24 protein-coding genes are annotated in these 23876 nt (G+C 65.6%); 15 read left to right on the top strand and 9 right to left on the bottom strand.

Features of this window, described 5'->3' with window-relative positions:
* Positions 1-481: 481 nt before the first annotated feature.
* Positions 482-682, top strand: a complete 201-nt coding sequence (locus AC1RQC_RS33610) for a hypothetical protein (protein ID WP_150988681.1) — start codon at positions 482-484, stop codon at positions 680-682.
* A 27-nt stretch (positions 683-709) separates the two neighbouring features.
* Here the strand turns inward: AC1RQC_RS33610 and AC1RQC_RS33605 are convergent, their stop codons facing one another.
* Together AC1RQC_RS33605 and AC1RQC_RS33600 are read right to left on the bottom strand one after the other, a co-directional pair.
* Positions 710-952 (bottom strand): hypothetical protein, encoded by a 243-nt coding sequence (locus tag AC1RQC_RS33605; RefSeq protein WP_492885837.1) that lies wholly within the window; start codon positions 950-952, stop codon positions 710-712.
* Positions 953-1062: 110 nt separating this feature from the next.
* A complete protein-coding gene (locus AC1RQC_RS33600) occupies positions 1063-1332 on the bottom strand; it encodes a hypothetical protein (protein ID WP_006157961.1) in 270 nt (89 codons plus the stop codon).
* Between the two features lie 225 nt (positions 1333-1557).
* On the opposite strand from AC1RQC_RS33600, the gene AC1RQC_RS33595 reads away from it, so the two are divergent.
* Both AC1RQC_RS33595 and AC1RQC_RS33590 read left to right on the top strand, forming a co-directional pair.
* Positions 1558-1695, top strand: coding sequence for a hypothetical protein (locus AC1RQC_RS33595; protein ID WP_006157962.1), 138 nt, complete (start codon positions 1558-1560; stop codon positions 1693-1695).
* Positions 1696-1934: 239 nt separating this feature from the next.
* The gene (locus AC1RQC_RS33590; RefSeq protein WP_043344159.1) at positions 1935-2156 is read left to right on the top strand and encodes a hypothetical protein; all 222 of its coding nucleotides are present in this window, start codon (positions 1935-1937) and stop codon (positions 2154-2156) included.
* Between the two features lie 371 nt (positions 2157-2527).
* On the opposite strand, the gene AC1RQC_RS33585 is transcribed toward AC1RQC_RS33590, so the two are convergent.
* The 4 genes from AC1RQC_RS33585 to AC1RQC_RS33570 all read right to left on the bottom strand — a co-directional run bounded on the left by AC1RQC_RS33585 (position 2528) and on the right by AC1RQC_RS33570 (position 6284).
* The gene (locus AC1RQC_RS33585) at positions 2528-4030 is read right to left on the bottom strand and encodes a tripartite tricarboxylate transporter permease (protein ID WP_006157964.1); all 1503 of its coding nucleotides are present in this window, start codon (positions 4028-4030) and stop codon (positions 2528-2530) included.
* Between the two features lie 414 nt (positions 4031-4444).
* A complete protein-coding gene (locus AC1RQC_RS33580) occupies positions 4445-4735 on the bottom strand; it encodes a pentapeptide MXKDX repeat protein (protein WP_492373377.1) in 291 nt (96 codons plus the stop codon).
* Between the two features lie 61 nt (positions 4736-4796).
* Positions 4797-5570, bottom strand: coding sequence for a molybdopterin-dependent oxidoreductase (locus AC1RQC_RS33575; RefSeq protein ID WP_459372991.1), 774 nt, complete (start codon positions 5568-5570; stop codon positions 4797-4799).
* A 69-nt stretch (positions 5571-5639) separates the two neighbouring features.
* Entirely contained in the window at positions 5640-6284 is a 645-nt protein-coding gene (locus tag AC1RQC_RS33570) for a cytochrome b/b6 domain-containing protein (protein ID WP_492373378.1), read from the bottom strand.
* A gap of 384 nt (positions 6285-6668) precedes the next feature.
* On the opposite strand from AC1RQC_RS33570, the gene hisN reads away from it, so the two are divergent.
* The 4 genes from hisN (at position 6669) to ppk2 (ending at position 11387) form a co-directional block, all read left to right on the top strand.
* The gene (gene hisN, locus AC1RQC_RS33565) at positions 6669-7460 is read left to right on the top strand and encodes a histidinol-phosphatase (protein ID WP_492813100.1); all 792 of its coding nucleotides are present in this window, start codon (positions 6669-6671) and stop codon (positions 7458-7460) included.
* 137 nt (positions 7461-7597) lie between these two features.
* The gene (locus tag AC1RQC_RS33560; protein ID WP_459372993.1) at positions 7598-8851 is read left to right on the top strand and encodes an Hsp70 family protein; all 1254 of its coding nucleotides are present in this window, start codon (positions 7598-7600) and stop codon (positions 8849-8851) included.
* Positions 8852-9367: 516 nt separating this feature from the next.
* Complete coding sequence (locus AC1RQC_RS33555; protein WP_492813098.1) at positions 9368-10387, top strand: transporter; 1020 nt, start codon at positions 9368-9370, stop codon at positions 10385-10387.
* An 82-nt stretch (positions 10388-10469) separates the two neighbouring features.
* Positions 10470-11387: a polyphosphate kinase 2 gene (ppk2, locus tag AC1RQC_RS33550; protein ID WP_492375283.1), complete on the top strand. Its 918-nt coding sequence runs from the start codon at positions 10470-10472 to the stop codon at positions 11385-11387.
* On the opposite strand, the gene AC1RQC_RS33545 is transcribed toward ppk2, so the two are convergent.
* Positions 11381-11506, bottom strand: coding sequence for a hypothetical protein (locus AC1RQC_RS33545; protein WP_492813096.1), 126 nt, complete (start codon positions 11504-11506; stop codon positions 11381-11383). The genes ppk2 and AC1RQC_RS33545 overlap by 7 nt on opposite strands.
* Positions 11503-12390 (bottom strand): alpha/beta hydrolase, encoded by an 888-nt coding sequence (locus tag AC1RQC_RS33540; RefSeq protein WP_492813094.1) that lies wholly within the window; start codon positions 12388-12390, stop codon positions 11503-11505. The genes AC1RQC_RS33545 and AC1RQC_RS33540 overlap by 4 nt, the downstream gene beginning before the upstream one ends.
* 208 nt (positions 12391-12598) lie before the next feature.
* Between AC1RQC_RS33540 and AC1RQC_RS33535 the strand changes: the two genes are divergently transcribed.
* The 3 genes from AC1RQC_RS33535 (at position 12599) to AC1RQC_RS33525 (ending at position 16150) form a co-directional block, all read left to right on the top strand.
* Positions 12599-13912: a cation:proton antiporter gene (locus AC1RQC_RS33535; RefSeq protein ID WP_492885835.1), complete on the top strand. Its 1314-nt coding sequence runs from the start codon at positions 12599-12601 to the stop codon at positions 13910-13912.
* A 145-nt stretch (positions 13913-14057) separates the two neighbouring features.
* Positions 14058-15728 (top strand): M30 family zinc metallopeptidase, encoded by a 1671-nt coding sequence (locus AC1RQC_RS33530; RefSeq protein WP_492813092.1) that lies wholly within the window; start codon positions 14058-14060, stop codon positions 15726-15728.
* A 98-nt stretch (positions 15729-15826) separates the two neighbouring features.
* A complete protein-coding gene (locus AC1RQC_RS33525; protein WP_492375288.1) occupies positions 15827-16150 on the top strand; it encodes a hypothetical protein in 324 nt (107 codons plus the stop codon).
* A gap of 21 nt (positions 16151-16171) precedes the next feature.
* Here AC1RQC_RS33525 and AC1RQC_RS33520 read toward each other — a convergent pair whose 3' ends face one another.
* A complete protein-coding gene (locus AC1RQC_RS33520; RefSeq protein ID WP_492375289.1) occupies positions 16172-17269 on the bottom strand; it encodes a substrate-binding domain-containing protein in 1098 nt (365 codons plus the stop codon).
* A gap of 287 nt (positions 17270-17556) precedes the next feature.
* Between AC1RQC_RS33520 and AC1RQC_RS33515 the strand changes: the two genes are divergently transcribed.
* The 5 genes from AC1RQC_RS33515 to AC1RQC_RS33495 all read left to right on the top strand — a co-directional run bounded on the left by AC1RQC_RS33515 (position 17557) and on the right by AC1RQC_RS33495 (position 23629).
* Positions 17557-18072: a formate dehydrogenase subunit gamma gene (locus AC1RQC_RS33515; RefSeq protein ID WP_492375290.1), complete on the top strand. Its 516-nt coding sequence runs from the start codon at positions 17557-17559 to the stop codon at positions 18070-18072.
* Positions 18069-19622, top strand: a complete 1554-nt coding sequence (locus tag AC1RQC_RS33510; RefSeq protein ID WP_492830642.1) for a formate dehydrogenase beta subunit — start codon at positions 18069-18071, stop codon at positions 19620-19622. Before AC1RQC_RS33515 ends, AC1RQC_RS33510 begins: the two co-directional genes overlap by 4 nt.
* 88 nt (positions 19623-19710) lie before the next feature.
* Positions 19711-22566 carry a formate dehydrogenase subunit alpha gene (gene fdhF / locus AC1RQC_RS33505; protein ID WP_492813088.1) on the top strand — a complete coding sequence of 952 codons (2856 nt, stop codon included), beginning with the start codon at positions 19711-19713 and terminating at the stop codon, positions 22564-22566.
* On the top strand, positions 22563-23408 hold the full coding sequence (gene fdhD / locus AC1RQC_RS33500; RefSeq protein ID WP_492885833.1) for a formate dehydrogenase accessory sulfurtransferase FdhD: 846 nt from the start codon (positions 22563-22565) through the stop codon (positions 23406-23408). The genes fdhF and fdhD overlap by 4 nt, the downstream gene beginning before the upstream one ends.
* Positions 23405-23629 carry a formate dehydrogenase subunit delta gene (locus AC1RQC_RS33495; protein ID WP_150988629.1) on the top strand — a complete coding sequence of 75 codons (225 nt, stop codon included), beginning with the start codon at positions 23405-23407 and terminating at the stop codon, positions 23627-23629. The genes fdhD and AC1RQC_RS33495 overlap by 4 nt, the downstream gene beginning before the upstream one ends.
* Positions 23630-23876 lie beyond the last annotated feature (247 nt).

Here is a 23876-nt window from a genome sequence, read left to right as displayed (position 1 = left end):
ATGGTGCGCCGCGTGCTCTCTTCTGGCGATCGGTCGCCGTGTTTGCGTTGTCCAGCAACGTCAGGTCTCGCGCATTTGCGCGGGAAAGGCAGCTGGTGATGAGTGGACCGTGCTTGCGCAGGCTGATGCGCCAGGTACATGCGCACAGGTTACGGAGCGGACATGCCGCCGGGTCGGGAGGGTGATGGGCGGTTGTCGCCCTGAACGAATCGGGTGTACGCCCGACAGGCTGCCGTTAATATTTTGATGATGTCTGGCAGCCGGCACGTTTGGGCCGACGAGAAGAGGGTCGGCGAACGGCCAAGACTGCCAATGATACCATTTTCCGTCAATCGGCGCTCGCCCGCGGATTTGCGCGTACGATAGACATGGCGTTGCGCATAGCGCCCCTCGTGGCGCTGGTGTGGCCCGGCGCTACCTGTCGTATCACGGGAAAGCCGGTGCCCGATGCCCGGCAGGCCGTAACTGAACGAGGTGATCGATGCCGGAGAGTTTTTTCTATCAGGGCCATTACGTCAACCTGGAGTTGACGCAGCGCACTTTCGGGCAATGGAACTGGGTCTATACCCTGGATACGCACGGCCGTTTTGAAAACCAGGGCAACGCGTTCAGCTCGCGCGAGCTTGCCATGGCGGATGCCCTGGAGAACGCCAAGGCCCGGATCGAGCGCCTGGGGCACTAGTTACGTGGCACCAGGCGCCTGGCCGCCTTACTTCCCCTCGTCGGGAATGTTGTATTGCGCCTGCAGCGTGGCCGTGAATGGCCGGATCCTCTCGATGCAGGCCGCGCTGTCGCCGCCCTCCATGGTGGACAGATTCCAATTGCAGCCGCCTGCGTCCGGCGCATGCCAGCAAACGTCGCCGAAGCAGGCGCCGCTGCATTCCGCGAATTTCTGCTGCTCGGCGCGAATCATCGCGCGCAGTTCCGCCTTGTTCTTGATCTGTCGGTCCATGGTCGTCTCCTGTTTTTTCGTGGGGAAGTCTTGCTGGGCGTGGCTGCGGCCAGGCCGGTCAGGGCGGCCGCGCGATGGACTGCAATTCCGGGCGAATCGAGGGGGCGGGATTACTTGCGCTTGACGAAGGTGGACATGTCGTCGATGACGGTCCTGGCATAGGACACGGCCAGGTCGATGGCATCGTGCGGCGTGTGCGCGACATGCTCGAGCAAAGGTGGCACCAGCCTGAGCGAGCCGCTGTCGCCGCTGACCTGCGTGATGGTCACGGTGGCGAGAAAGCTCGCCCGTGCGAGTTCGGCATTGGCGCTTTCGTCGAACGAGCGACGTACATTGGCCGAAACCTTGAACCCCTTGTAGATCGCATGATTTTGAGACATGTTGATCTCCTTTCTTCAACGAGCATACGCTGTTTGCCCGGTGGCGTCCGATTTACTTGGCGGGGCGATGGCACGCGGTTATCAGGCGACGGCCGAAGGCGATTCTCCTGCTTCCGTCATGCGCAGGCGCCTCGCGCGCGATATTTCCCTGAACGCTGGAGTAAGCGGGTATGCTGGATCTGCCGCCTGGCACGCAATGCAGTAACCCACTCGTGGAGACACACCATGGCCAAAGGTCAATTACGCGGCAATCGCGAAACCAAGAAGCCCAAGCAACCCAAGAAGCCGGTCGCGCCCGCAGCACCGTTCGGTGCCGTCCAGTCGCGCGTCGGCAATGATGGCGCAGCAGGCAAGAAGAAGTAATCAAGGCGCAAATCAAGGCGCGAGTAAAGCGCAAATAATGCGCAAATAATGCGCAACTGAAGTGCGACTGAGACGGAACGTCAGGCTGGACCGTGTCATCTTGCGTTGCAGCAAGAAGCGCGGGGTGCCGCCGCTGCCGGCGTGCTCCCGTTCAGCACCTGACGCTCACCCGAGGCGGTGGCGGTGACAAGCTGCCGCCGGGGCGTTCGAGACACCGGGAGTGCAAGATGAGGCGTGACATGTCCTTCGCGGACCGCGTGCTGACGGCACTGCGCGCTGACAGCCAGGCGATGATGACGGATCTCCAGCTCGCCAAGGCGCTGGGCAATGCCGATGCATCCAAGCTCAGCCACCATTTATTGCTGCTTCAGGATTCGGGCCTGGTCGCCAAGACCGCTACCTCCGGGTGGCGCCTGACCTGGGCCGGCCACGACCGCGCGGAAGCGCGCAGCGTGGCCTAGCAGGCATCCGGCCGGCCGCCAGCCCGGCCGCACAGACAAACCAAATCCCCCGCTATAAAGTACAAAGCCCGTGGCTATTGCGGCACGGGCTTTGTCACGCTATTTCTTGTCGGCGGGCTGTACCGCTTGCGGGTCAAACTGGCCGGGCTGGGAGGTCCTGCGCTTTTCGCCGGGTTGCTGGAAGTGTGTCTTCCAGGGTGTGGTCGGCGCTGTTTGCTGACCAGGTTGCCTGGGACTGTAATTCATTCAATACCCCCATCGATGTCCGTCCGTGCCGGACCGGCACTCTCCCAGTGTAGGCTTGTGCCGGCCCTTTCCCTAACGCTGTTACCGATGAGGCGCCCGCCCGCGGCGGCGTCGCCATGCCGGCGTCATTCCTCCTGGAATGCTTCCTCGCGTTTGGCCTTGATCGACGGCAGGGCAACGATGCAGACCAGCAGCCCGGCCGCGATCAGCAGGCCGAGCGACAACGGACGGGTCAGGAATACGGTGAATGTCCCCCGCGACAGCAAGAGCGCGCGGCGGAAGTTCTCCTCCATCATCGGCCCCAGCACAAAGCCCAGCAGCAGCGGCGCCGGCTCGCACTTGAGCTTGATGAACAGGTAGCCGATCACACCGAAGCCAGCCGCGGTGAAGACGTCGAAGGTCTGGTTGTTGACCGAGAACACGCCGATGCAGCAGAACACCAGGATGGCCGGGTACAGGTAGCGGTAGGGCACCTGCAGCAGTTTGACCCAGATGCCGATCAGCGGCAGGTTCAGGATGATCAGCATCAGGTTGCCGATCCACATCGAGGCGATCAGGCCCCAGAACAGCGCGGGGTTGCTGGTCATGACCTGCGGGCCCGGCTGGATGTTGTGGATGGTCATCGCGCCCACCATCAGCGCCATCACGGCGTTGGGCGGAATGCCCAGCGTGAGCAGCGGGATGAAGGAGGTCTGCGCCGCGGCGTTGTTGGCCGATTCCGGACCTGCCACGCCTTCGATGGCGCCCTTGCCGAATTCATGCGAGTACTTGGAAGTCTTCTTCTCCAGCGAGTAGGCCGCGAAGGAAGCCAGCGCCGCGCCGCCACCGGGCAGGATCCCGAGGATGGAGCCGAGCGCGGTACCGCGCAGCACCGCTGGCGCCATGCGCTTGAAGTCCGCCTTGGAGGGCCACAGGTTGGTGACGTGATCGGTAAAGGTTTCGCGGTTTTCCTTCTGCTCCAGGTTGGCGATGATCTCGGCAAAGCCGAACATGCCCATGGCCAGTGCGACGAAGTCGACACCGTCGGTCAGCTCCGGCACGTCGAAGGAGAAGCGCGCGGCGCCCGAGTTCACGTCCGTGCCGACCAGGCCCAGCAGCAGTCCCAGCACGATCATCGCCACGGCCTTGGGCAGCGAGCCCGAAGCCAGCACCACGGCGCCGATCAGGCCCAGGCACATCAGCGAGAAATACTCGGCGGGCCCAAACTTGAATGCCAGTTCCGACAGCGGCGTAGCAAACGCGGCCAGGATCAGCGTAGCCACGCAGCCGGCAAAGAAGGAGCCTAGGCCGGCGGTTGCCAGCGCCACCCCCGCTCGCCCTCGCCTGGCCATCTGGTAGCCATCGATGGTGGTCACCACCGACGACGACTCACCCGGCAGGTTAACCAGGATGGCGGTGGTGGAACCACCGTATTGGGCGCCGTAGTAAATGCCGGCCAGCATGATCAGCGCAGCCACCGGGGGCAGCGTGTAGGTCACCGGCAGCAGCATGGCGATGGTTGCCAGTGGCCCGATGCCGGGCAGCACGCCGATCAGCGTTCCCAGCACGCAGCCGAGAAAGCAGTATCCAACGTTCTGCAGTGTCAGCGCCGTGGAGAACCCAAGGGCCAGGTGTTCGAATAGTTCCATGAGGCTGTCTCCCTCGCCTGCAGTGAAACCCGGGCCGCGCATCTGCGGCAAGGCAGGCACGGCGGACCAGGCTACGCGCGGTATTTTTTGCGGAATTGCGCGCGAATCGGAGGAAGCTGGCGCGGCGCGAGGCTACGCTGGTTTCCGCCACAGATCGTCATCGACAGCAAGCGCGCGCGCTTAGGCGCACCCCAATGGCTTACCAAGCACAGTAGGCGCGAGTGCTTTCATCCGCCTTTCAGTGACGGCAGCTGCGGGTATGTCCCGATACGCCTGAGTGATGCTTAAGTGACGCCGAAGTGACGCGTGAGTGATGCCTGAGATTCCTTGCGCCCGAAAAGCAACGCCCCGGCCAAAAGCCGGGGCGTTGTCACATGGCCCGCCGCTCGCCTGGCAGGCAAGCGGGCGCACTGCTTACTGCTTCGTCGTGTCCTTGCCCATGGTGTCCTTGCCCATCGAGTCCTTGCTCATGGAGTCTTTGCTCATGCTGTCCTTGCCCATCTTGTCCTTGCTCATCTTGTCGTGGCTCTTGCTCATCTTGTCCTTGCTCATCTTGTCTTTGCCCATGGTGTCCTTGCCCATGGTGTCCTTGGCCATGCTGCTGTCATTGCTCATGGCATCCTTCTTCATGGAGTCCTGGGCAAAGGCATGACCCGCAAACAGCATCGTGGTCGAGAGCAGGGTGGCTGCGAAAATTTTGTTCATGAAGATCTCCTTGGGTTGGTCAGTGTGCAGGCCGGCATCATGCCGGCCAATTTCAAGCGGATCAGGATCCGCCGAACCAGTTGTATCCCTGGTCTTCCCAGTAACCGCCGGGATACGTGTTGGTGACGTACAGCGCCATGATGTGCTTGGGATTCTTGTAGCCAAGCTTGGTCGGCATGCGCAGTTTCATGGGGAAGCCGTACTTGGGCGGCAGCTTCTCCCCGTCGTAGGTAAAGGTCAGCAGCGTCTGCGGATGCAGCGCGGTGGGCATGTCGATGCTGGTGAAATAGTCGTCGGCACAGCGAAAGCCCACGTACTTCGCGCTGGTGTCGGCACCCACGCGATGCAGGAATTCCGAGAAGGGCGTGCCACCCCACTTGCCGATGGCGCTCCAGCCTTCCACGCAGATATGGCGCGTGACCTGCGAGGTCTGCGGCAGCGCGTAGAGCTGCTCGAGCGTCCACGGATCCTTGCGCGCCACCATGCCGCCGACCTCCAGCCGGAAGTCGGCACCGTCGACCTCGGGTACTTCGTCCTCGCCGTAGAAGGCATTGAACGGGAACGGCCGCGTGATCATGGACTCTGCGTAGGTGGGCGCGAGCCGCTTGGGGTCGAACAGCCAGCCTTGCACGCGATCGTTGAAGCGCGATACCGCGGTGAGAAAGCGCTCCACCGAGGCGTCGTCGCTCAGGCTGCAACCCGTCAGCATCGACAGCCCGCCCAGCGTGATGGCGCGCTTGGCGAACAGGCGGCGCGACGGCATATCGAGTTCGCGCACGGCGTCTCGCAGGATCAGGCGCCGGTCTAGCGTGACGATGGGTTTGGATTTGTTCATGGCGGTTCTCCGCGATGCGGCTCTGTGGATTCAGTTCTGTGGATGCGTTTGCGTGAACACGGCCGGCGATCAGCGGCCGCGCAGCATGATCAGCAGCGTGCGCGGCACCAGCGCCACCATGGCCACATGCACCACGATGAACAGCACGATGGCGCTCATGCACACGAAGTGGACCCAGCGCGCCGCGTCATAGCCGCCCATCAGGTCGCGCAGCAGCGGGAATTGCACCGACTTCCAGATTGCCAGGCCGGACAGCACCGTGACCACGATGACCACCACCACGCCCAGGTACATGGCCTTCTGGGCTGCGTTGTATTCAGCCAGGTCCGGGTGCGCCAGCCGGCCGCGCAGCGCCGCGGCGATATCGCGCAGCGCGGCGGGCACCGACAGCGGCAGGAAGCGGCGGCGGAACCGTCCGGTGAGGACGTTCATCAACAAGTAGAACAGCCCGTTGGCGACCAGCAGCCACATGGCGGCGAAGTGCCACTGCAGTGCCCCGCCCAGCCATCCGCCGAGCGTGATGCCCTTGGGGAAATGCAGGCCGAACAGTGGCGACGCGTTATAGATGCGCCAGCCGCTCATCACCATGATGATGACGGCGATGGCGTTGAGCCAATGGGTGATGCGCACCCATGCCGGCTGGATGGAGGCGGACGTTTGTCCGCGGCGGCCCTGTGCGGGCCGCGATAGCTGGGAGGCTGTGTCCACCGTCATTCTCCAATGTTCCGTGGCGCTCGCAGGTGCGGCTGCAACGGTTTATGTGCCTTTGTCGACGGTGGCGGCACGAACTTACACGCGGGACGGAAATTTTTCCTGGCACGCGGGCACGTCGGCAACGGGTGTCCCCGGAGTCACTCAGCGAGCTCGGCGAAAGAAGGTACGGACTGCTGGGCGACGCATGGACGGCTACCCGCACTCTTGACATTAGCACTCCGCCCGCGAGACGCCAAAGGCGATCGATGCCCGCCTCCCACGGCCCGCTACAATGCTGGCGGGCCGCGTGGCCAGCGCTGCCCCACAGCGCGCGCGCAGCCCGGCCTGCCCGCAGCCGCATACGGCCGCCGCCCCGACACCATCCACGGACCCCAGGACCTCCGCATGCCTTTGACCGCAGAGCAGCTTATCGAATACATGGACTTCGCCGCAGGCCTCGCGCAGGCCGCCGGCAACGCCAGCCTGCCGTACTTCCGCAGCGCCCCGGCGGTAGAGGACAAGGGCGGCCGGCACTTCGACCCGGTCACCGCGGCCGACAAGGCAGCCGAGCGCGCCATGCGCAACCTGATCCTGGCGAAATACCCGGAGCACGGCATCCTGGGCGAAGAAGAAGACCGCGTGGCCGGCACCTCGCCGCTGACCTGGGTGCTCGATCCCATCGACGGCACCCGTGCCTTCATTACCGGGCTGCCGCTCTGGGGCACGCTGATCGCGCTCAACGACGGCCAGCGCCCGGTGATCGGCATCATGGACCAGCCGTTCACGCGCGAGCGGTTCAGCGGCGATGGCAGCCAGGCATGGCTCAACGGCCAGCCCCTGCGTACCCGGCCGTGCGCCGACCTGGCGCAGGCCAAGCTGATGTGCACCACGCCGGAGATGTTCGAGGACGCGGCGCAGTTCGCCGCCTTCCGCCGCGTGGCGGACGCCGCCCGCATGCAGCGCTACGGCGGCGATTGCTACGCCTACTGCATGGTCGCGGCAGGCCATGTGGATGCCGTGGTCGAGGCCGGCCTGAAGGCCTACGACGTGCAGGCGCTGATTCCCATCGTGCAAGGCGCTGGCGGCGTCATGACCAGTTGGACCGGCGGGGATGCGCAGCAGGGCGGCACCGTGGTGGCCTGCGGCGACCCGCGGCTGCACCAGCAGATACTCGCGCTGCTGAATGCGCCTGCTTGAGCACTCCCGTGGCCCTGGCGTGCCGGCCGGGCTTGCTATCATGCTGGCCGCAACGTCCGGCGCGGAAAAAAGACGGCCCAGCCAGCACGGCCATCCCGGCCCGGACTTAACCATGCAGTAGGGAAGAAACCAGAAACATGATGTCAAACGCTTGCGGCCTAGATTTCGGCACGTCCAATTCCACGGTGGGCTGGTGCCGGCCGGGACAACCCACGCTGTTGCCGCTCGAAGATGGCAAGCTCACGCTGCCCTCCGTGATCTTTTTCCATTCAGAGGATCCGCTGGTCAGCTACGGCCGCGCCGCGCTTGGCGACTACCTGGCGGGCTATGAAGGCCGGCTGATGCGCTCGCTCAAGAGCCTGCTCGGCACCTCGATGATGGAGGACAGCACCGAGGTCATGGGGCAGGCCATGCCGTTTCGCAAGCTGCTCTCGCACTTCATCGGCGAGCTCAAGCAGCGCGCCGAGACCTCGGCCGGCGCCAGCTTCGACAAGGTCGTGCTGGGCCGCCCGGTGTTCTTCATCGACGAAGACCCCAAGGCCGACCAGCTCGCCGAGCAGACGCTGCGCGAGATCGCGGCGGATGCCGGCTTCAAGGACATCGAGTTCCAGTATGAGCCGATCGCCGCGGCCTTCGATTATGAAGCCACGATCGCGCGTGAGGAACTGGTGCTGGTGGCCGACATCGGTGGCGGCACCTCCGACTTCTCGCTAGTGCGCCTGTCGCCCGAGCGGGCCGGCAAGGTCGACCGGCGTGGCGACATCCTGGCCAACGGCGGCGTGCACATCGGCGGTACGGACTTCGACAAGAGCTTGAGCCTGGCGAGCGTGATGCCATTCCTGGGCCTGGGCAGCGAGCTGCGCAATGGCAAGGCGATGCCTTCGGGCCAGTATTTCGACCTGGCGAGCTGGCACACCATCAACCTGGTCTACACCCGCAAGGCATGGTCGCACGTGATGGACAACTATCGCGATGCCGCCGACAAGATAAAGCTGGACCGCCTGATCAGCCTGATCAAGCAGCGCGCCGGCCACTGGCTCGCGATCCAGGTGGAAGCCGCCAAGATCGCCTTGTCGGGCGAGCCGCAGACGCAGCTCGACCTCGGGCGCATCGCCCCGGGCGAGACCATGGCGATCAGCCGCGCTGACTTTGACCAGTCCATTGCGAAGCTGGTTGGCAAGACCGAGGTGACGGTGCAGGCGTTGTTGCGCGATGCGGGCGTGCAGGCGGATGCGATCGACACCGTATTGTTTACCGGCGGGTCCAGCAGCGTGCCTTTGCTGCGTGAGCGGCTGTCCGAGCTGATCCCCGGGGCGCAGCGGATCGAGGGCGATCTGTTTGGCGGCATTGGTTCCGGGTTGGCGCTGGATGCCCGGCGCAAGTTCGGGTGAGGGGATTGGGTGGGGTAGGTTGACTGCAACTGCAACTGCTCAACGTCAAGGGCAACTGCAGTTTCACCACCCCTGCGGGGCGGCGACCTACTTTCTTGTCTCGCCAAGAAAGTAGGCAAAGAAGGCGACCCGGATGCGGCGAAAGACTCCTCGTCGCCAGACCAAAAGAGCGGCCGGGACCCAAACTCACATCGCCTTAAGGCGATGCTCAGACACGGGTCCCTCTTTTCCGCTCTTTTGGCCTGACGACGAGGCGCCGCATAACGGGAGATTCAAACCTCCACGCCTCGGTTTGCATCGCGCTTGGGTGATTTCCGCCTGGAGGCGGGAATCACGGCTACACGGAATATCGTTTTCTGCTCTCTCTGGTTCGCTCCCCCCACGCAGTGGGAGGGGCCGGGCGGGCGCAGGCAAGAGCGAGATGCCCTAGACCGCAGCCCATGGCCGGGTGCCGTCCGTCATCCCCGCATGCTAATGTCCCATCTTCGCGAATTCGCGTTTTCGAAGAGGCACCACATGCATGCGGCTATCGTCGAAGCCAGCTACGGCTCCGATCCGGTTGGTCTGGTCAGCGGCTTCCGCTTCCTGCCCGGCGAGCCGGGCCAGCCCATCGATTCCGCCGCGGCGGCCGCGTGGCTCGGGCAGCCTGCGTCGGGCGACGAGTTTCTTTGGCTGCACTTCAATCTGTCGCATAGCGCGTGCGAGCGCTGGCTCAAGGGCCAGCTCGACCTGCCCGAGGGATTCTTCGAGGCGCTGCGCGAGGGCTCGCGCTCCACCCGCATCGAGCGCCTGGATACGGCGCTGCTTGCGGTGGTCAATGACGTGATCTACAACTTCGGCGTGGCCACCACCGATATCTCCACGCTGTGGGCCTGCGCCGACCGCCGCATCCTGGTGACAGCGCGCATGAAGCCGCTGCGCTCGGTTGACCAGCTGCGCGCCTCGGTGCGCCAGGGCGAGTTGTTCCACACGCCGCTGGCGCTGCTGGTGCATTTGCTGCGCGACCAGGCCGATGTGCTGGTGCGCATCGTGCGCGAAACCAGCGTGACCGTGGACCAGGTCGAGGATCGCCTGCTCTCGCATCGTCTGCACGGCAACCGCGCGGAGCTTGGCTCCATGCGCCGCGGCCTGGTGCGCTTGCAGCGGCTGCTCGCGCCCGAGCCTGGCGCGCTGTTCCGCCTGCTCAACCGGCCTCCCGCCTGGCTGCAGGACCAGGACATCCAGGATCTGCGCTCCTCCACTGAGGAATTTTCGCTGGTGCTGAGCGACCTGGCCGCGCTGGTCGAGCGCATCAAGCTGCTGCAGGAAGAGATCGCGGCCAAGCTCAACGAGCAGACCAACCGCACGCTGTTCACGCTGACGCTGGTCACCGTGCTGGCGTTGCCGATCAACATTGTGGCCGGCTTCTTCGGCATGAATGTGGGCGGGATTCCGCTGGCGGACCATCCGCACGGTTTCTGGGTGCTGGTGGTGCTGGTGGCCAGCTTCACCGTGCTGGCGGGGCGCTGGGCCTTCCGCAAGCAGGGCGATTACTGAGCGCACGGGTGACCATTCACGAGCGCGTCACATCTCGCGGTTAGCCTGCCAGTCACCACGTTGTTGCGAACAGGAGTTAGCAATGAGACCAGACGAGAACGAGCTGATTCGGCGTATCCACCGCGAGGTGGCCGATCACTATGACGAAGAACTCGAACTGGAGCTGGAAGACCACCATGTCGATACGCTGTTCGGCGAAGCCGCCGGCGGCCTGGACGACGACGAGCGGGCTGCGCGGCGGCTGTACTTTCGCGAGCTGTTCCGCCTGCAGGGCGAGCTGGTCAAGCTGCAAAGCTGGGTGGTGGAGACTGGCCACAAGGTCGTGATCTTGTTTGAAGGGCGCGACGCGGCCGGCAAAGGCGGCGTGATCAAGCGCATCACCCAGCGGCTCAATCCGCGCGTGGCCCGGGTGGCGGCGCTGCCGGCGCCCAACGACCGCGAACGCACCCAGTGGTATTTCCAGCGCTATGTCTCGCACCTGCCGGCGGCGGGGGAGATCGTGCTGTTCGACCGCAGCTGGTACAACCGCGCCGGCGTGGAGCGCGTGATGGGCTTTTGCACCGACGACCAGTACGAAGAGTTCTTCCGCTCGGTGCCGGAGTTCGAACGCATGCTGGTGCGCTCCGGCATCCAGGTGATCAAATACTGGTTCTCGATCTCGGACGAAGAGCAGCACCTGCGCTTCCTCTCCCGCATCCACGATCCGCTCAAGCAGTGGAAGCTCAGCCCGATGGATCTCGAATCCCGCCGGCGCTGGGAGGATTACACCCGCGCCAAGGAAATCATGCTGGAGCGCACGCATATCGACGAGGCGCCGTGGTGGGTGGTGCAGGCGGTCGACAAGAAAAAAGCGCGCCTCAATTGCATCCATCACCTGCTGCAGCAGATGCCTTATGAAGAGCGCGTGCAGCCGCCCGTGGTGCTGCCGCAGCGCGAGCGGCACGACGACTACTCGCGCCAGCCGGTGCCCGACAACATGATCGTGCCGGAAGTCTACTGAGCCTTCTTTTTCGCGCGCCGCGACGACGTCTTGCGCGGGTGCCGGCAGCCCTTGCCGTAGCCGTAGCCGGTGGCGTTGTCGAACCTGCAGATATAGAGGCAGGCAGACGCCACGCTCATGCCGCGCTCCTGCAACCGGCGCGCTGCAGGATGAAGCTGGCCACGTCGTCGCGCACGGGCGCCAGCCAGTGCAGCGGGTCGGCGAACACGCCGATCAGCAGTGTGTGGGAGAGCCGGGCATAGCTGCGGAACTGCACGGGCACGCCGCGTTGTTCCAGCCGCGTTGCCATTTGCGCGGAGTTGCGCAGCGGGTTGATCAGGCGGTCGCCGTCGTCCACGCCGATGAACGCTGCGGGTGAGCGCGCATCGGCGTAGTCGATCGGCTGCGAACCGGGCGGGTAGTCGGGGTGGTGGAACACCGGCTGCGCCTGGCGATTCTCGATCGGCAGGAAATCGTAGGCCCCTGCCAGCCCGATCCAGCCGCGCAGCAGGGCGGGACTCATGTCGAAGCTGCCGAGCCAGCGCGCATCGAGCGCGAGCATGGCGGCGTTGTAGCCACCCGCGCTGTGCCCCATCAGGAACAGCCGTTGCGGGTCGCCGCCGTAGCCGGCGATCTCGCGCCGCGTCCACGCGACCGCGCGCGCGTTGTCCACCAGGAAATCCGGATAGCTGACTTCGGGGTAGAGGCGATAGTCCGGGATCACGGTCAGGATGCCGCGCGCGGCCAGCGCTGCCGCGACGAAGGCGTACTCGGCCTTTTCCCCGCTGTTCCAGGTGCCCCCATACAAGAACACCACGACCGGCGCCTGGCCTGGGCACGCCGGCTGGCGCGGCGCATAGATGTCGAGCCTGGCGCGTTCGCCGTCGCCGTAGGGCACGTTGGTGCTCAGGGCATAGGCTTTGCTTTGGGTTAAGGCATTGAGCACGTCCGATGTGGAGCAGGCGCTTAGGCCGACCACCAGCGGCAATGCCAGGAGGAGCGAAAGAAAGCGCGGTCTGAGCATCGGCAAGGCTTCCTCTTCGGTAGCTTTTTCAAGTGCTGCCAGCCATTCTTGCATAGTCGCCGCGCGCAGTGCGGCATGGCGTGCCCGCCGGGCCAGGCATGGATGCACAGCAAGTTGAATGCCACGCGCGCTTCGCACGTCTCACCCCGGTGCATGCCCTGCCTGGCTCCGGCTATTCTCAGTGAAGGCTCGCTACAGGAGGTGTTCCTTGTTTGGTACCTGGGCTTGGGTCATCGGCGCGTTGCTCATCACCATGGGTTTGATCAGTTCGCAGGTAAAGCGGCTGCCGCTGTCGGCGTCGGCGCTTTACCTGCTGTTCGGCATCGGGCTCGGGCCATGGGGGCTTGGCCTGATCCGGGGCGATGTGACGGATCGCGATCATGCGGTTGCGCTGGAGATCGTGACGGAGATCGCCCTGCTGGTATCGCTGTTCGCGGTGGGGCTGCGGCTGCGTGTGCATCCGCGCGATCGCCTCTGGCGCGTTGCCCTGCGGCTGGCCACGGTGGGGATGCTGCTGACCATCGCCATGCTGTTCGCGATTGGCTTCTGGGCCATGGGCTTGCCTGCGGGCGTGGCCCTGCTGCTCGCGGCCATCCTGGCGCCAACGGATCCGGTGCTGGCCTCCGACGTGCAGGTCGAGGATACGCAGGACCGCGACCGGATGCGCTTTAGCTTGACCGGGGAGGGCGGGCTCAACGACGGCGCCGCGTTTCCCTTCGTCATCCTCGCGCTTGGCCTGATGGGCGCGCAGGATGCCGGCGTTGGCTGGCAGCGTTGGCTGTGGGTCGACCTGCTGTGGGCCTCGCTGGCTGGCCTGGCCCTGGGCTGGAGCATGGGCTGGCTGTGCAGCCGCGCGGTGCTGGCCCTGCGCAAGCGCCAGCGTGGCGCGGCCGGCATGGAGAGCTTCTTCGCCGTCGGCCTGATCGGGCTGGCTTACGGCGCCGCGCTGGCCGTGCACAGCTATGGCTTCCTGGCGGTGTTTGCCGCGGGCATGGCCATGCGCCACGTCGAGCACCAGGAGAACCAGGACGTCGAGGCCGACGAAGTGCTGGGCGCGACCGTGTTCTCGGAGCAGGAGAGCACGGCCGTGCAGCACGACAAGGCTGCCGCCTACCTGGCGCACACCGTCAGCGAGTTCTCGCTGGACCTCGAGCGGCTAGCCGAGCTTAGCGTGATGGTGGCGGTGGGCGCGCTGCTCTCCGTACGGATGCTGCGCTGGGAGTACCTTGGCCTGGGCCTGGCGCTGATCCTCGTGGTGCGCCCGCTGGCCGTGGGGATCTCCACCATCGGGGTTGCGCTGCAGCCGCCGCAGCGGCGGCTCATTGCCTGGTTTGGCGTGCGCGGCATCGGCTCGGTCTACTACCTGGCCTATGCGCTTGCGCATGGTGCGGATTTCCGCCACGGGGCCATGCTGGCCGACGCCACGCTCTGCGTGGTGGTGCTATCGGTGGTGCTGCACGGCTCATCGGCCACGCCCCTGATGGCGATGTACCGGCGCTGGCGCGGCGCCGCCAAGGCCTGAATCCATTGGCTTGCGCAGCGCTTCTGGCACTCGCCTGCAGTTTTCTCCCTCGTTAAAGCTCTTGTCCCGGATGCCGTTATTTGTGTGGCTTAGGCTTCGTGCGCCCAGGCCTGCATCCACAGAACAAGAATCGGAGCTTTAGAACATGAGGGGTCCTCTCTTCCGCCAATGCGCAAGCCAGCTCGCTGCCCTGCTGGCCGCCATGTCTGTCGCCGCCTGCGGTGGCGGTGGCGGCGATGCGCCAGCTGCCGCCCAGACAAACGCGAGTCCTTCCGTGCCGGTCGCCAGCGCGCCCGTGCCGCCCACGCTGGCGCCGGCCTGCGGCGGCTGCAGCGCCGTGGATGCCAGCAATTACTCGGGTTCCGGCGTCGGCGTCTGGTCTGCCTCCAACACCACCGGCGCGCCAGCCGATGTGCCCGTTGCCATCGGCGGCGTGAATGGCAAGGCCGTGACGCTGCTCTACACCAACGGCGCCACGGCGCAGGCCATGCCGGCCGGCCTGTCGCTGTCGGTGATCCAGTCCGTGCTGGGCAACCTCTCGATTCAGTCGGTCTCCACCGGGCAGGACGAACAAACGCTGCGCGACATTGCCGAGTTCAATCGCACCGGCTGGGCAGCACTGGCCGGCGGCAAGCAGGTGGCCAGCCTTTCCGAAATCGCACCGCCACCGCCGCTCGCTTCCGTGCTCAACGATACCAAGAGCTGGTACCACACCGACGGCACACGCCGCGCGGCCACGCTGGTCAAGCAAGTGAGCACGACAGACGCCACCACCGTCAACATCTGGGTGGAGACCACCGAGTCGGCGCCTGGCAAGGTCACCGGCACCCTCGTCGACACGCTGGCTGCCGCCTTCGCTAGCGGCGGCGGCATCTACGACATGCTGACCTCGGTCGGCGGCCCGTTGTGGGGCGCGCACAGCTACAACAACCTGATCGCCGGCAGCGGCCAGCCGGTGGATATCGTCGTGCTCAACTTCGACAACAATGGCAAGCCATTCGGCACCGTGGGCTATTTCTGGGGCCTGCACAACCTGAAGGCCACCTCGGATTCACGCAGCAACGAGTCGCTGTCGCTCTATCTCGATTCCGAGACCCTGTACCTGGGCGGCGCCGAAGGCCTGAAGTCGATGAAGATGACCATGGCGCACGAGGGGATGCATATGCAGAACTTCTACCGCCGCGGCGTCAAGGCCGGCCAGCAGTACGCATTCGATAGCTGGCTGGAAGAAATGTCCGCGATGATGATGGAGGACTTCGCCAGCCAGACCATCGACCCCACGTACAACGCGATCCGCGACGTGCGTTTCAGGGACTACGTGAGCTATGGCAACGGCAACTTCAACTGCAATATGCTGAATTTCACTGGATTCGGCGCCACCTGCGAGAGCTATTCGGTGTCGGGCAGCTTCGGCGGCTTCCTGGACCGGCAACTCGGCCTGGCCTTTTACAAGGACCTGCTGGGCCGGACTTCCAGCGCGGACTCCAAGACCGTGCTCGACCAGGCCATCAAGGCCGCGCGCCCGGACTCCGGCTTTAGCCAGGAACTGTTGCGCTGGAGCGTGACCAGCAATTCGCTGATGCCAGCCGCGACGTCGCCGTCGCGTTACGGCTACCCGGCCCGTGTCGACGGCGGCTTCACGCTCCCGCTGATCGATCCGGACCTGTTCCGCGCCTCGCGCAAGCTGCCGGTGGCCGTGCCCGCCACGTTGCAGCCGTATGGTAGTTTCCCGGTGGTTCGCAGCAACGGGGGTGCCACGTTCAGCGAGACCGTGCGCGTGCCTGCCGGCGCTACGCTATCCGTCGTGGTGTACTGATTGTACTGACCGCGCTAAGCGCAGGCTCGCCGGATCTGCCTCCGGCGGCTCCCGGGCGGCGATGTTCGCCGCCCGGACTTGTCAATCCAACAAACCTCATGCGCCGAATCCTGCTCCTGATTGCTGCCCTGTCCGTCGTGCTGGCTGCGTGCGTGCACGCGGTGCCGGCCGGGCGGTCCATCGCCTTGACGGGCACGGTGATGGTCAAGGGCAGCGCCCTGTTCCAGCAGCCGGTGCTGGTCACCGCTGATGGCGAGGCATGGGTGCTGGAGAAATTCCCTGTCGGCGAGGCCGAGGCGTTGCGCGGCCAGAAGGTGGGCGTGACCGGCACCGTGCTGCGCGCAAACCAGCCCGGCACGTGGGCGCCGGCCATCCGCGTCGAGCGGATCGAGGCCGTGCCGGACGGCGCGCCTGCGCGCTAGATCCGGCTAGCTCCAGCCTGGTCAGTCGCTCGGGCCCGCGCGGTCGGGGAACGCCTCTTCCAGCGTCAATACCGTACCGGTCAGGCTACCGTCATAGCCGGGCAGGGCATCCACCACCTGCCGGAAACCGGCGCTCCTGAGTGCCGCGACGGCGCCGGCCAGTGCTGGGCTTTGCAGGCGCTCCCGCTCGATCACAAAGAAGTACCGTTCCTTGAGCACCGGCACGAAATCCAGCCCGAAGCGGCGCGCCGCCGTCTCCACGCCGAACCCCGCATCCGCCATGCCGCTGCCGATATAGGCGGCCACCGCGGCGTGGGTGAACTCGCCATTGCTGTAACCCTCGATGCGCCCGCTGTCGATGCCGCGCGCCTTGAGCATCAGGTCCAGCAGCAGCCGCGTGCCGGAACCGGTCTGGCGGTTGACGAAGCGCACGTCGGCGCGGCAGAGATCTTGCAGCGTGGTGACCTGCTTCGGGTTGCCGGGGCGCACGAAGATGCCTTGCGAGCGAACCGCGAGCTGAATCAGGCAATGGGTCTGCGGGCGAATCCATGTGGCAAAGCTCGCCAGCATGTCCCGCTCGAATTCGCCGATCGGCACATGGAAGCCGGCAATATCGCAGGCACCTTGCGCAAGTGCCGCAACCGCCTCAAGGCTGCCGCAGTATTTCAGGTCGTGGCGCACCTGGTGCGCATCCAGGAAATCATGCAGCGCCGCCACCGCGAAGCCATGGCTGGCGTGCAGGCGCAGCGTGGGGCCGGGTTGGTCCACCAGCTTTTTCAGTTCGATTTCCAGTTCCGAGGCCAGGCTCTCCAGCGTGGGTGAGAGCCGCGCGGCAATGCGCTTGCTGGCCCACACCAGTTGCTGTGCCAGCGGCGACAGCGCGCTGCCGCGCCCGCGGGTCTTGACGATCAGCGCGCCGCCGAACAGGGTTTGCGCGTCACGCAGGATGCCCCAGGCGTAGCGGTAGGACAGGCCGGTCGCCTGCGCCGACTGGCTGATGCTGCCTGTGCTTTCGATATGCCCGAGCAAGGTGACCAGGCGGGACACGTCTAGTGGGGCGCTGGCGGCATCGCTGTCGTCGCGGATTTGGAGGTGGGGCAGGATCGAGATGCGAATCATATGAGAAAAATAGCATATTGCTCGAACGTGGCCAACTGCCTATAGTCCGCTCGAAGAGGCATAGCACCCGATAAAAGCCCGCTTAACTGCCCAGGCGAGATGGGGAATGCCCGTTCAGAGCCCCCAAGATATGAAAAAAATAGCATATAACGCGGTCGCCGCGACACGGCGTGCCGCACCCCGCAGCAAATCCTGGCAAGACGCGCAAGCCAATGCGCCACAACGTCTGCCGCTGGCGCCGCGCTTGAGCGCTTGCGCCGGCCCGAGCTGCGCCACCAGGAGACTCGATGTCTGATTCCGCTGCCAAGCCAGCCGCCAGCGCCGTGCGCGACCCGGTCGCCCGCATCGTGGCCGCGCGCCGCGACATGCCGGGCGCCTTGCTGCCCATCCTCCACGAGATCCAGGACACGGTAGGCTACGTGCCCGCCGACGCCTTGCCCGAGATTGCCCGCGCGCTCAACCTGTCGCGCGCCGAGGTGCATGGCGTGGTCACCTTCTATCACCACTTTCGCGACAGCAAGCCGGGCCGGCACGTGGTCCAGGTCTGCCGCGCGGAAGCGTGCCAGTCGGTTGGCAGCGAGGCCCTTGCCGCGCACGCCGAGCGCGCGCTGGGCTGCGGATTCCATGAAACCACCGCCGATGGCGAGTTCACGCTGGAGCCGGTGTATTGCCTCGGCCAGTGCGCCTGTGGCCCGGCCGTGATGATCGACGGGGAGCTGGCTGGCCGCGTCACGGCGCAGCGCTTCGATGCCCTGATCAAAGCCTGCGCGGACGTGGCAGTGGACCAGGAGGTGCAAGCATGAGCATCACCGTTTTCGTACCCCGCGATTCCAGCGCGCTGGCCATGGGCGCCGATGCGGTGGCCCGCGCCATCACGCGTGAGGCCACGGCGCGTGGCGCCAGCATCGAACTGGTGCGCAACGGCTCGCGCGGCATGTTCTGGCTTGAGCCGCTGGTTGAAGTGCAGACCCCCGCCGGACGTGTGGCCTATGGGCCGGTTACCGCCGAAGATGTCGCCGCGCTGTTCGATGCCGACTTCCTGGCGGGTGGCGCGCATGCGCTGGCGCAGGGGCTCACCGAGGAAATCCCGTTCCTCAAGGGGCAGGAGCGCTTGACCTTTGCCCGCATGGGCATCACCGATCCGCTCTCGCTCGCGGACTACATCGCACACGATGGCTATGCCGGCCTGACCCGCGCGCTGGCGCTGGACGGCGCGCAGATCGTGCAGGAAGTGACCGATTCCGGCCTGCGCGGACGCGGGGGCGCGGCGTTTCCCACGGGCATCAAGTGGCAGACGGTGCGCAACGCGCAGTCGCCCATCAAGTACGTGGTCTGCAATGCCGATGAAGGCGACTCCGGCACCTTCTCCGACCGCATGGTGATGGAAGGCGACCCGTTCATGCTGATCGAAGGCATGACCATCGCCGGCCTAGCTGTCGGCGCGGAGCATGGCTACATCTACGTGCGCTCTGAATATCCGCACGCTATCGCCGTGCTGGAATCCGCCGTTGGCATCGCGCAGGCGGCCGGCTGGCTGGGTGACGATATCCGCGGCAGCGGCCGGCGCTTCCGGCTCGAAGTGCGCAAGGGCGCCGGTGCCTATGTCTGCGGCGAGGAAACCGCGCTGCTGGAAAGCCTGGAGGGCAAGCGCGGCGTGGTGCGCGCCAAGCCGCCGCTGCCGGCCATCGAAGGGCTGTTCGGCAAGCCCACCATCATCAACAACGTGATCTCGCTGGCCACCGTGCCGGTGATCCTCGCGCGCGGCGCACAGTTCTATCGCGACTTTGGCATGGGCCGCTCGCGCGGCACGCTGCCGTTCCAGATCGCCGGCAATGTGCGCCAGGGCGGACTGGTGGAGAAAGCCTTCGGCGTGACCCTGCGCGAACTGCTTGAGGGCTACGGCCAGGGCACTCGCAGCGCACGGCCCATCCGCGCGGTGCAGGTGGGCGGCCCGCTGGGCGCGTACCTGCCGGTGTCGCGGCTGGATACGCCGATGGACTACGAAGCCTTCGCCGCGTTTGGCGCGGTGCTGGGGCATGGCGGCATCGTGGTGTTCGACGACACCGTCGACATGGCCAGGCAAGCCCGCTACGCGATGGAATTCTGCGCCATCGAATCCTGCGGCAAGTGCACGCCGTGCCGGATCGGCTCCACGCGCGGCGTCGAGGTGATCGACAAGATCATCGCGGGCGACCAGCCGGTGAAGCACGTCAAGCTGGTGCGCGACCTGTGCGACACCATGCTGGGCGGATCGCTGTGCGCCATGGGCGGCATGACGCCGTACCCGGTGCTGTCGGCGCTAGACGCATTCCCGGAAGACTTTGGCGTGGCAGCGCCAGCCAAAGCTGCCTGAGCGTAGCGCCTCAGCCTATCGAACCGGCGCTGCCACTGCGCCACTCTGAATCACCAGTATGCGGCCCAGGCCGCAGCGGGAGCCCGCCTTGAACACACGCAACGAAATCGACTTCGGCACGCCGGCCAGCGATTCACAACAGCAGGTCACCCTTGAGATCGACGGCGTCGACGTGACCGTGCCCGCCGGCACCTCGCTGATGCGCGCCGCCGTGCAAGCCGGTGTGAACGTGCCCAAGCTGTGCGCCACCGATAGCCTCAAGTCCTTCGGCTCCTGCCGCCTGTGCCTGGTCGAGATCGAAGGCCGGCGGGGCTTCCCCGCCTCGTGCACCACGCCGGCCGAAGCCGGCATGAAGGTGAAGACGCAAACCGACAAGCTGGCCGACCTGCGCCGCGGCGTGATGGAGCTGTATATCTCCGACCATCCGCTCGACTGCCTGACCTGCCCCACCAACGGCAACTGCGAGTTGCAGGATATGGCCGGCGTGGTCGGCCTGCGCGAAGTGCGCTATGGGTACGACGGCGCGAACCACCGCGCCGAGGCCAAGGACGAGTCCAATCCGTATTTCACCTACGATCCCTCCAAGTGCATCGTGTGCAATCGCTGCGTGCGCGCCTGCGAGGAAACCCAGGGCACCTTCGCGCTCACCATCAGCGGCCGCGGTTTTGACTCGCGCGTGACGGCGGGGCAGGGCGACAGCTTCATGGATTCCGACTGCGTGTCGTGCGGCGCCTGCGTGCAGGCGTGCCCTACCGCCACGCTGGCCGAGACCTCCATCATCCGCATGGGGCAGCCGGAGCACAGCAAGGTCACCACTTGCGCTTACTGTGGCGTGGGCTGCGCCTTCAAGGCGGAGATGAAGGGCAATGAAGTGGTGCGCATGGTGCCGTACAAGAACGGCCAGGCCAACGAGGGGCACTCGTGCGTGAAGGGCCGCTTCGCCTTTGGCTATGCGACCCACAAAGACCGCATCCTGAACCCGATGATCCGCGCCAGGATCACGGATCCGTGGCGCGAAGTGTCGTGGGAAGAAGCGATCAGCCACGCGGCCTCCGAATTCAAGCGCATCCAGGCCAAGCATGGCCGCGATGCCATCGGCGGCATCGTGTCCTCGCGCTGTACCAACGAGGAAGGCTACCTGGTGCAGAAGCTGGTGCGCGCCGCCTTCGGCAACAACAACGTCGATACCTGCGCGCGGGTTTGCCACTCGCCCACCGGCTACGGCCTCAAGCAGACGCTGGGCGAATCCGCCGGCACGCAGACCTTCCGCTCGGTGGAGAAGGCGGACGTCATCATGGTGATGGGCGCCAACCCGACCGACGGCCACCCCGTGTTTGCCTCGCGCATGAAAAAGCGCCTGCGCGCCGGCGCCAAGCTGATCGTGATCGATCCGCGCCGCATCGACCTGGTCGATTCGCCGCACGTGCGCGCCGACTTCCACCTGCAATTGCGTCCCGGCACCAATGTGGCGGTGGTGACGTCGATGGCCCACGTGATCGTCAGCGAAGGCCTGATGGCCGAATCGTTTATCGCCGAGCGTTGCGAGGACCGTGCGTTCCAGCAATGGCGCGACTTCGTCATGCTGCCGGAGAACTCGCCGGAAGCCATGGCCGAGATCACCGGCATTCCCGCCGGGCAACTGCGCGGCGCCGCACGCCTGTACGCCACCGGCGGCAATGCCGCGATCTATTACGGCCTGGGCGTGACCGAACATGCGCAGGGCTCGACCACCGTGATGGGCATCGCCAACCTCGCCATGTGCACGGGCAATATCGGCCGCGAAGGCGTGGGCGTGAACCCGCTGCGCGGACAGAACAACGTGCAGGGCTCGTGCGACATCGGCTCGTTCCCGCATGAACTGCCGGGCTACCGCCACGTGTCGGATTCCACCACGCGCGGGCTGTTCGAATCCGCGTGGAATGTGGAGATCAGCCCGGAGCCGGGCCTGCGCATTCCCAATATGTTCGAGGCCGCGCTGTCCGGCAGCTTCATGGGCCTGTACTGCCAGGGCGAAGACATCGTGCAGTCCGACCCGAACACGCAGCACGTGGCAGCCGCGCTGTCGGCCATGGAATGCATCGTGGTGCAGGACATCTTCCTCAACGAGACCGCCAAGTACGCGCACGTATTCCTGCCGGGCTCGTCCTTCCTGGAGAAGGACGGCACCTTCACCAACGCCGAGCGCCGTATCTCGCGCGTGCGCAAAGTGATGCCGCCCAAGGCGCGCTATGCCGACTGGGAAGCCACCGTGCTGCTGTCCAACGCGCTGGGCTATCCGATGGAGTACAAGCATCCTTCCGAGATCATGGACGAGATCGCGCGGCTCACGCCCACCTTCAGCGGCGTCAGCTACCAGCGCCTGGAAGAACTCGGCAGCATCCAGTGGCCGTGCAACGACGCCGCGCCCGAGGGCACGCCGACCATGCACATCGACGCATTCGTGCGCGGCAAGGGCAAGTTCATCATCACCCGCTACGTGCCCACCAACGAACGCGTGAACCGCAAGTTCCCGCTGATTCTCACCACGGGCCGCATCCTGTCGCAGTACAACGTCGGCGCACAGACACGCCGCACCGAGAACGTGATGTGGCATGACGAAGACCGCCTGGAGATCCATCCGCACGACGCCGAGGAACGCGGCATCAAGGACGGCGACTGGGTCGGCGTGCAAAGCCGTGCGGGCGAAACCGTGCTGCGCGCCATCGTCAGCGAGCGCATGCAGCCGGGCGTGGTCTACACCACCTTCCACTTCCCCGAGTCCGGCGCCAATGTGATCACCACCGACAACTCGGACTGGGCGACCAACTGCCCCGAGTACAAGGTCACCGCGGTGCAGGTCATGCCGGTGGCGCAGCCGTCCGAATGGCAGCGCCAGTACCGCGATTTCCACGATCAGCAGATGCAGTTGCTGCAGGCGGCCAGCGCCGAGGCAGGGCCGGCATGACACTCTGCGAACTCGCCATGGCCGACGCCGAGCCGGCCACCCACAGCACCTTCGCGGTCAGCCGCAGCCGCCTGGGCGAGCTGGCACTGGAGGACGACGAGATTGCCGAGGAAGTGCCGGTTGCGCTCGAGTACAACGGCATCTCGCATGCGGTCATGCTGGCCTCGCCGGCCGATCTCGAAGACTTCGCGCTGGGCTTCAGCCTGAGCGAAGGGCTGGTGGCCAGCCCGCGCGATGTTTATGAGATAGAGACCGAGGTCCGCCCCGAAGGTATCGCGGTGCGGTTGCGCATCGCGGCGCAAGCCTTCGCCGCGCTCAAGGATCGGCGCCGCGCCATGGCGGGCCGAACCGGCTGCGGCCTGTGCGGCACCGAATCGCTGCAGGAAGTCATGCGCGCCCCGGCACCCGTGAGCAGCGGCGCCAGCTTCAGCGACGAGGCGATGTACGCCGCATTCGCGCAGTTGCAGACCCGGCAGGAACTGCTGCGCCACACCGGCGCCACGCACGCCGCCGCGTGGCTGCGCGCCGACGGCCAGGTTGCGCTGGTCCGCGAAGACGTGGGCCGCCACAACGCGCTCGACAAACTGATCGGCGCGCTGGCACGCACCGGCGAGGACCGCTCGCGCGGCGCCGTGCTGGTGACCAGCCGCGCCAGCTACGAAATGGTGCTGAAGACCGCCAGCGCCGGCGTCGGCGTGCTGGCCGCCGTATCCGGCCCGACCGCGCTCGCGGTACGCCTGGCGATCGATGCCGGCGTCACGCTGGCCGGCTTTGTACGCGCCGGCCGGCACGTGGTCTACTCCCACCCCCAACGTTTGCACAGCAGGACGGAACAAGCATGAACTCCGACAACCTCGTCAAGATGGCGAACCAGATCGGCACCTTCTTCGAAGCCATGCCGGACCGCGAAGAAGCGGTGGCGGATATCGCCAGCCATATCAAGCGTTTCTGGGAGCCGCGTATGCGGCGCGCTTTGCTGGCGCGGCTGGATGGGAGTGAAGATGCTGGGCTGGATGAGATTGTGTTGTTGGCGGTGACTAGGTATCGGGGGGTGTTGGAGTGATTGGGTTGGTCGCTGTTTCTTTGGGCGGCGATGGCAGCTTGCACCCAACAGCTATACGACATCGCTCTGCTTGGGGTGTCGCTGTTTCTTTCATCGGCGATGGCTCTTGCACCCAAGGGCCATACGACATCCCCCTGCGGGGGCTGCCGGTCACTTTTCTTTGACCGGCAAAGAGGGTGGAGACAAAACAAAGAAAGACCTATTCTTCCTAAACTGAACATGGAGATGCAGTCATGGGGAAGATGGG

This window comes from Cupriavidus sp. GW822-FHT03E04 (assembly GCF_058801495.1).
The sequence above is the reverse complement of the archived record's forward strand: the minus strand, read 5'-3'. Positions and strand labels throughout refer to the sequence as shown.

What these genes read in the sequence shown, in the direction of transcription:
- AC1RQC_RS33610 (WP_150988681.1), top strand. Translation starts at nt 482, where the DNA reads ATGCCGGAGAGTTTTTTCTATCAGGGCCATTACGTCAACCTGGAGTTG.
- AC1RQC_RS33595 (WP_006157962.1), top strand. Translation starts at nt 1,558, where the DNA reads ATGGCCAAAGGTCAATTACGCGGCAATCGCGAAACCAAGAAGCCCAAG.
- AC1RQC_RS33510 (WP_492830642.1), top strand. Translation starts at nt 18,069, where the DNA reads ATGAGCATCACCGTTTTCGTACCCCGCGATTCCAGCGCGCTGGCCATG.
- AC1RQC_RS33525 (WP_492375288.1), top strand. Translation starts at nt 15,827, where the DNA reads ATGCGCCGAATCCTGCTCCTGATTGCTGCCCTGTCCGTCGTGCTGGCT.
- AC1RQC_RS33555 (WP_492813098.1), top strand. Translation starts at nt 9,368, where the DNA reads ATGCATGCGGCTATCGTCGAAGCCAGCTACGGCTCCGATCCGGTTGGT.
- AC1RQC_RS33540 (WP_492813094.1), bottom strand. Translation starts at nt 12,390, where the DNA reads ATGCTCAGACCGCGCTTTCTTTCGCTCCTCCTGGCATTGCCGCTGGTG.
- AC1RQC_RS33520 (WP_492375289.1), bottom strand. Translation starts at nt 17,269, where the DNA reads ATGATTCGCATCTCGATCCTGCCCCACCTCCAAATCCGCGACGACAGC.
- fdhD (WP_492885833.1), top strand. Translation starts at nt 22,563, where the DNA reads ATGACACTCTGCGAACTCGCCATGGCCGACGCCGAGCCGGCCACCCAC.
- AC1RQC_RS33515 (WP_492375290.1), top strand. Translation starts at nt 17,557, where the DNA reads ATGTCTGATTCCGCTGCCAAGCCAGCCGCCAGCGCCGTGCGCGACCCG.
- AC1RQC_RS33560 (WP_459372993.1), top strand. Translation starts at nt 7,598, where the DNA reads ATGATGTCAAACGCTTGCGGCCTAGATTTCGGCACGTCCAATTCCACG.
- AC1RQC_RS33575 (WP_459372991.1), bottom strand. Translation starts at nt 5,570, where the DNA reads ATGAACAAATCCAAACCCATCGTCACGCTAGACCGGCGCCTGATCCTG.
- AC1RQC_RS33585 (WP_006157964.1), bottom strand. Translation starts at nt 4,030, where the DNA reads ATGGAACTATTCGAACACCTGGCCCTTGGGTTCTCCACGGCGCTGACA.
- ppk2 (WP_492375283.1), top strand. Translation starts at nt 10,470, where the DNA reads ATGAGACCAGACGAGAACGAGCTGATTCGGCGTATCCACCGCGAGGTG.
- AC1RQC_RS33570 (WP_492373378.1), bottom strand. Translation starts at nt 6,284, where the DNA reads ATGACGGTGGACACAGCCTCCCAGCTATCGCGGCCCGCACAGGGCCGC.
- AC1RQC_RS33605 (WP_492885837.1), bottom strand. Translation starts at nt 952, where the DNA reads ATGGACCGACAGATCAAGAACAAGGCGGAACTGCGCGCGATGATTCGC.
- AC1RQC_RS33495 (WP_150988629.1), top strand. Translation starts at nt 23,405, where the DNA reads ATGAACTCCGACAACCTCGTCAAGATGGCGAACCAGATCGGCACCTTC.
- AC1RQC_RS33530 (WP_492813092.1), top strand. Translation starts at nt 14,058, where the DNA reads ATGAGGGGTCCTCTCTTCCGCCAATGCGCAAGCCAGCTCGCTGCCCTG.
- AC1RQC_RS33545 (WP_492813096.1), bottom strand. Translation starts at nt 11,506, where the DNA reads ATGAGCGTGGCGTCTGCCTGCCTCTATATCTGCAGGTTCGACAACGCC.
- AC1RQC_RS33590 (WP_043344159.1), top strand. Translation starts at nt 1,935, where the DNA reads ATGTCCTTCGCGGACCGCGTGCTGACGGCACTGCGCGCTGACAGCCAG.
- AC1RQC_RS33600 (WP_006157961.1), bottom strand. Translation starts at nt 1,332, where the DNA reads ATGTCTCAAAATCATGCGATCTACAAGGGGTTCAAGGTTTCGGCCAAT.
- hisN (WP_492813100.1), top strand. Translation starts at nt 6,669, where the DNA reads ATGCCTTTGACCGCAGAGCAGCTTATCGAATACATGGACTTCGCCGCA.
- AC1RQC_RS33580 (WP_492373377.1), bottom strand. Translation starts at nt 4,735, where the DNA reads ATGAACAAAATTTTCGCAGCCACCCTGCTCTCGACCACGATGCTGTTT.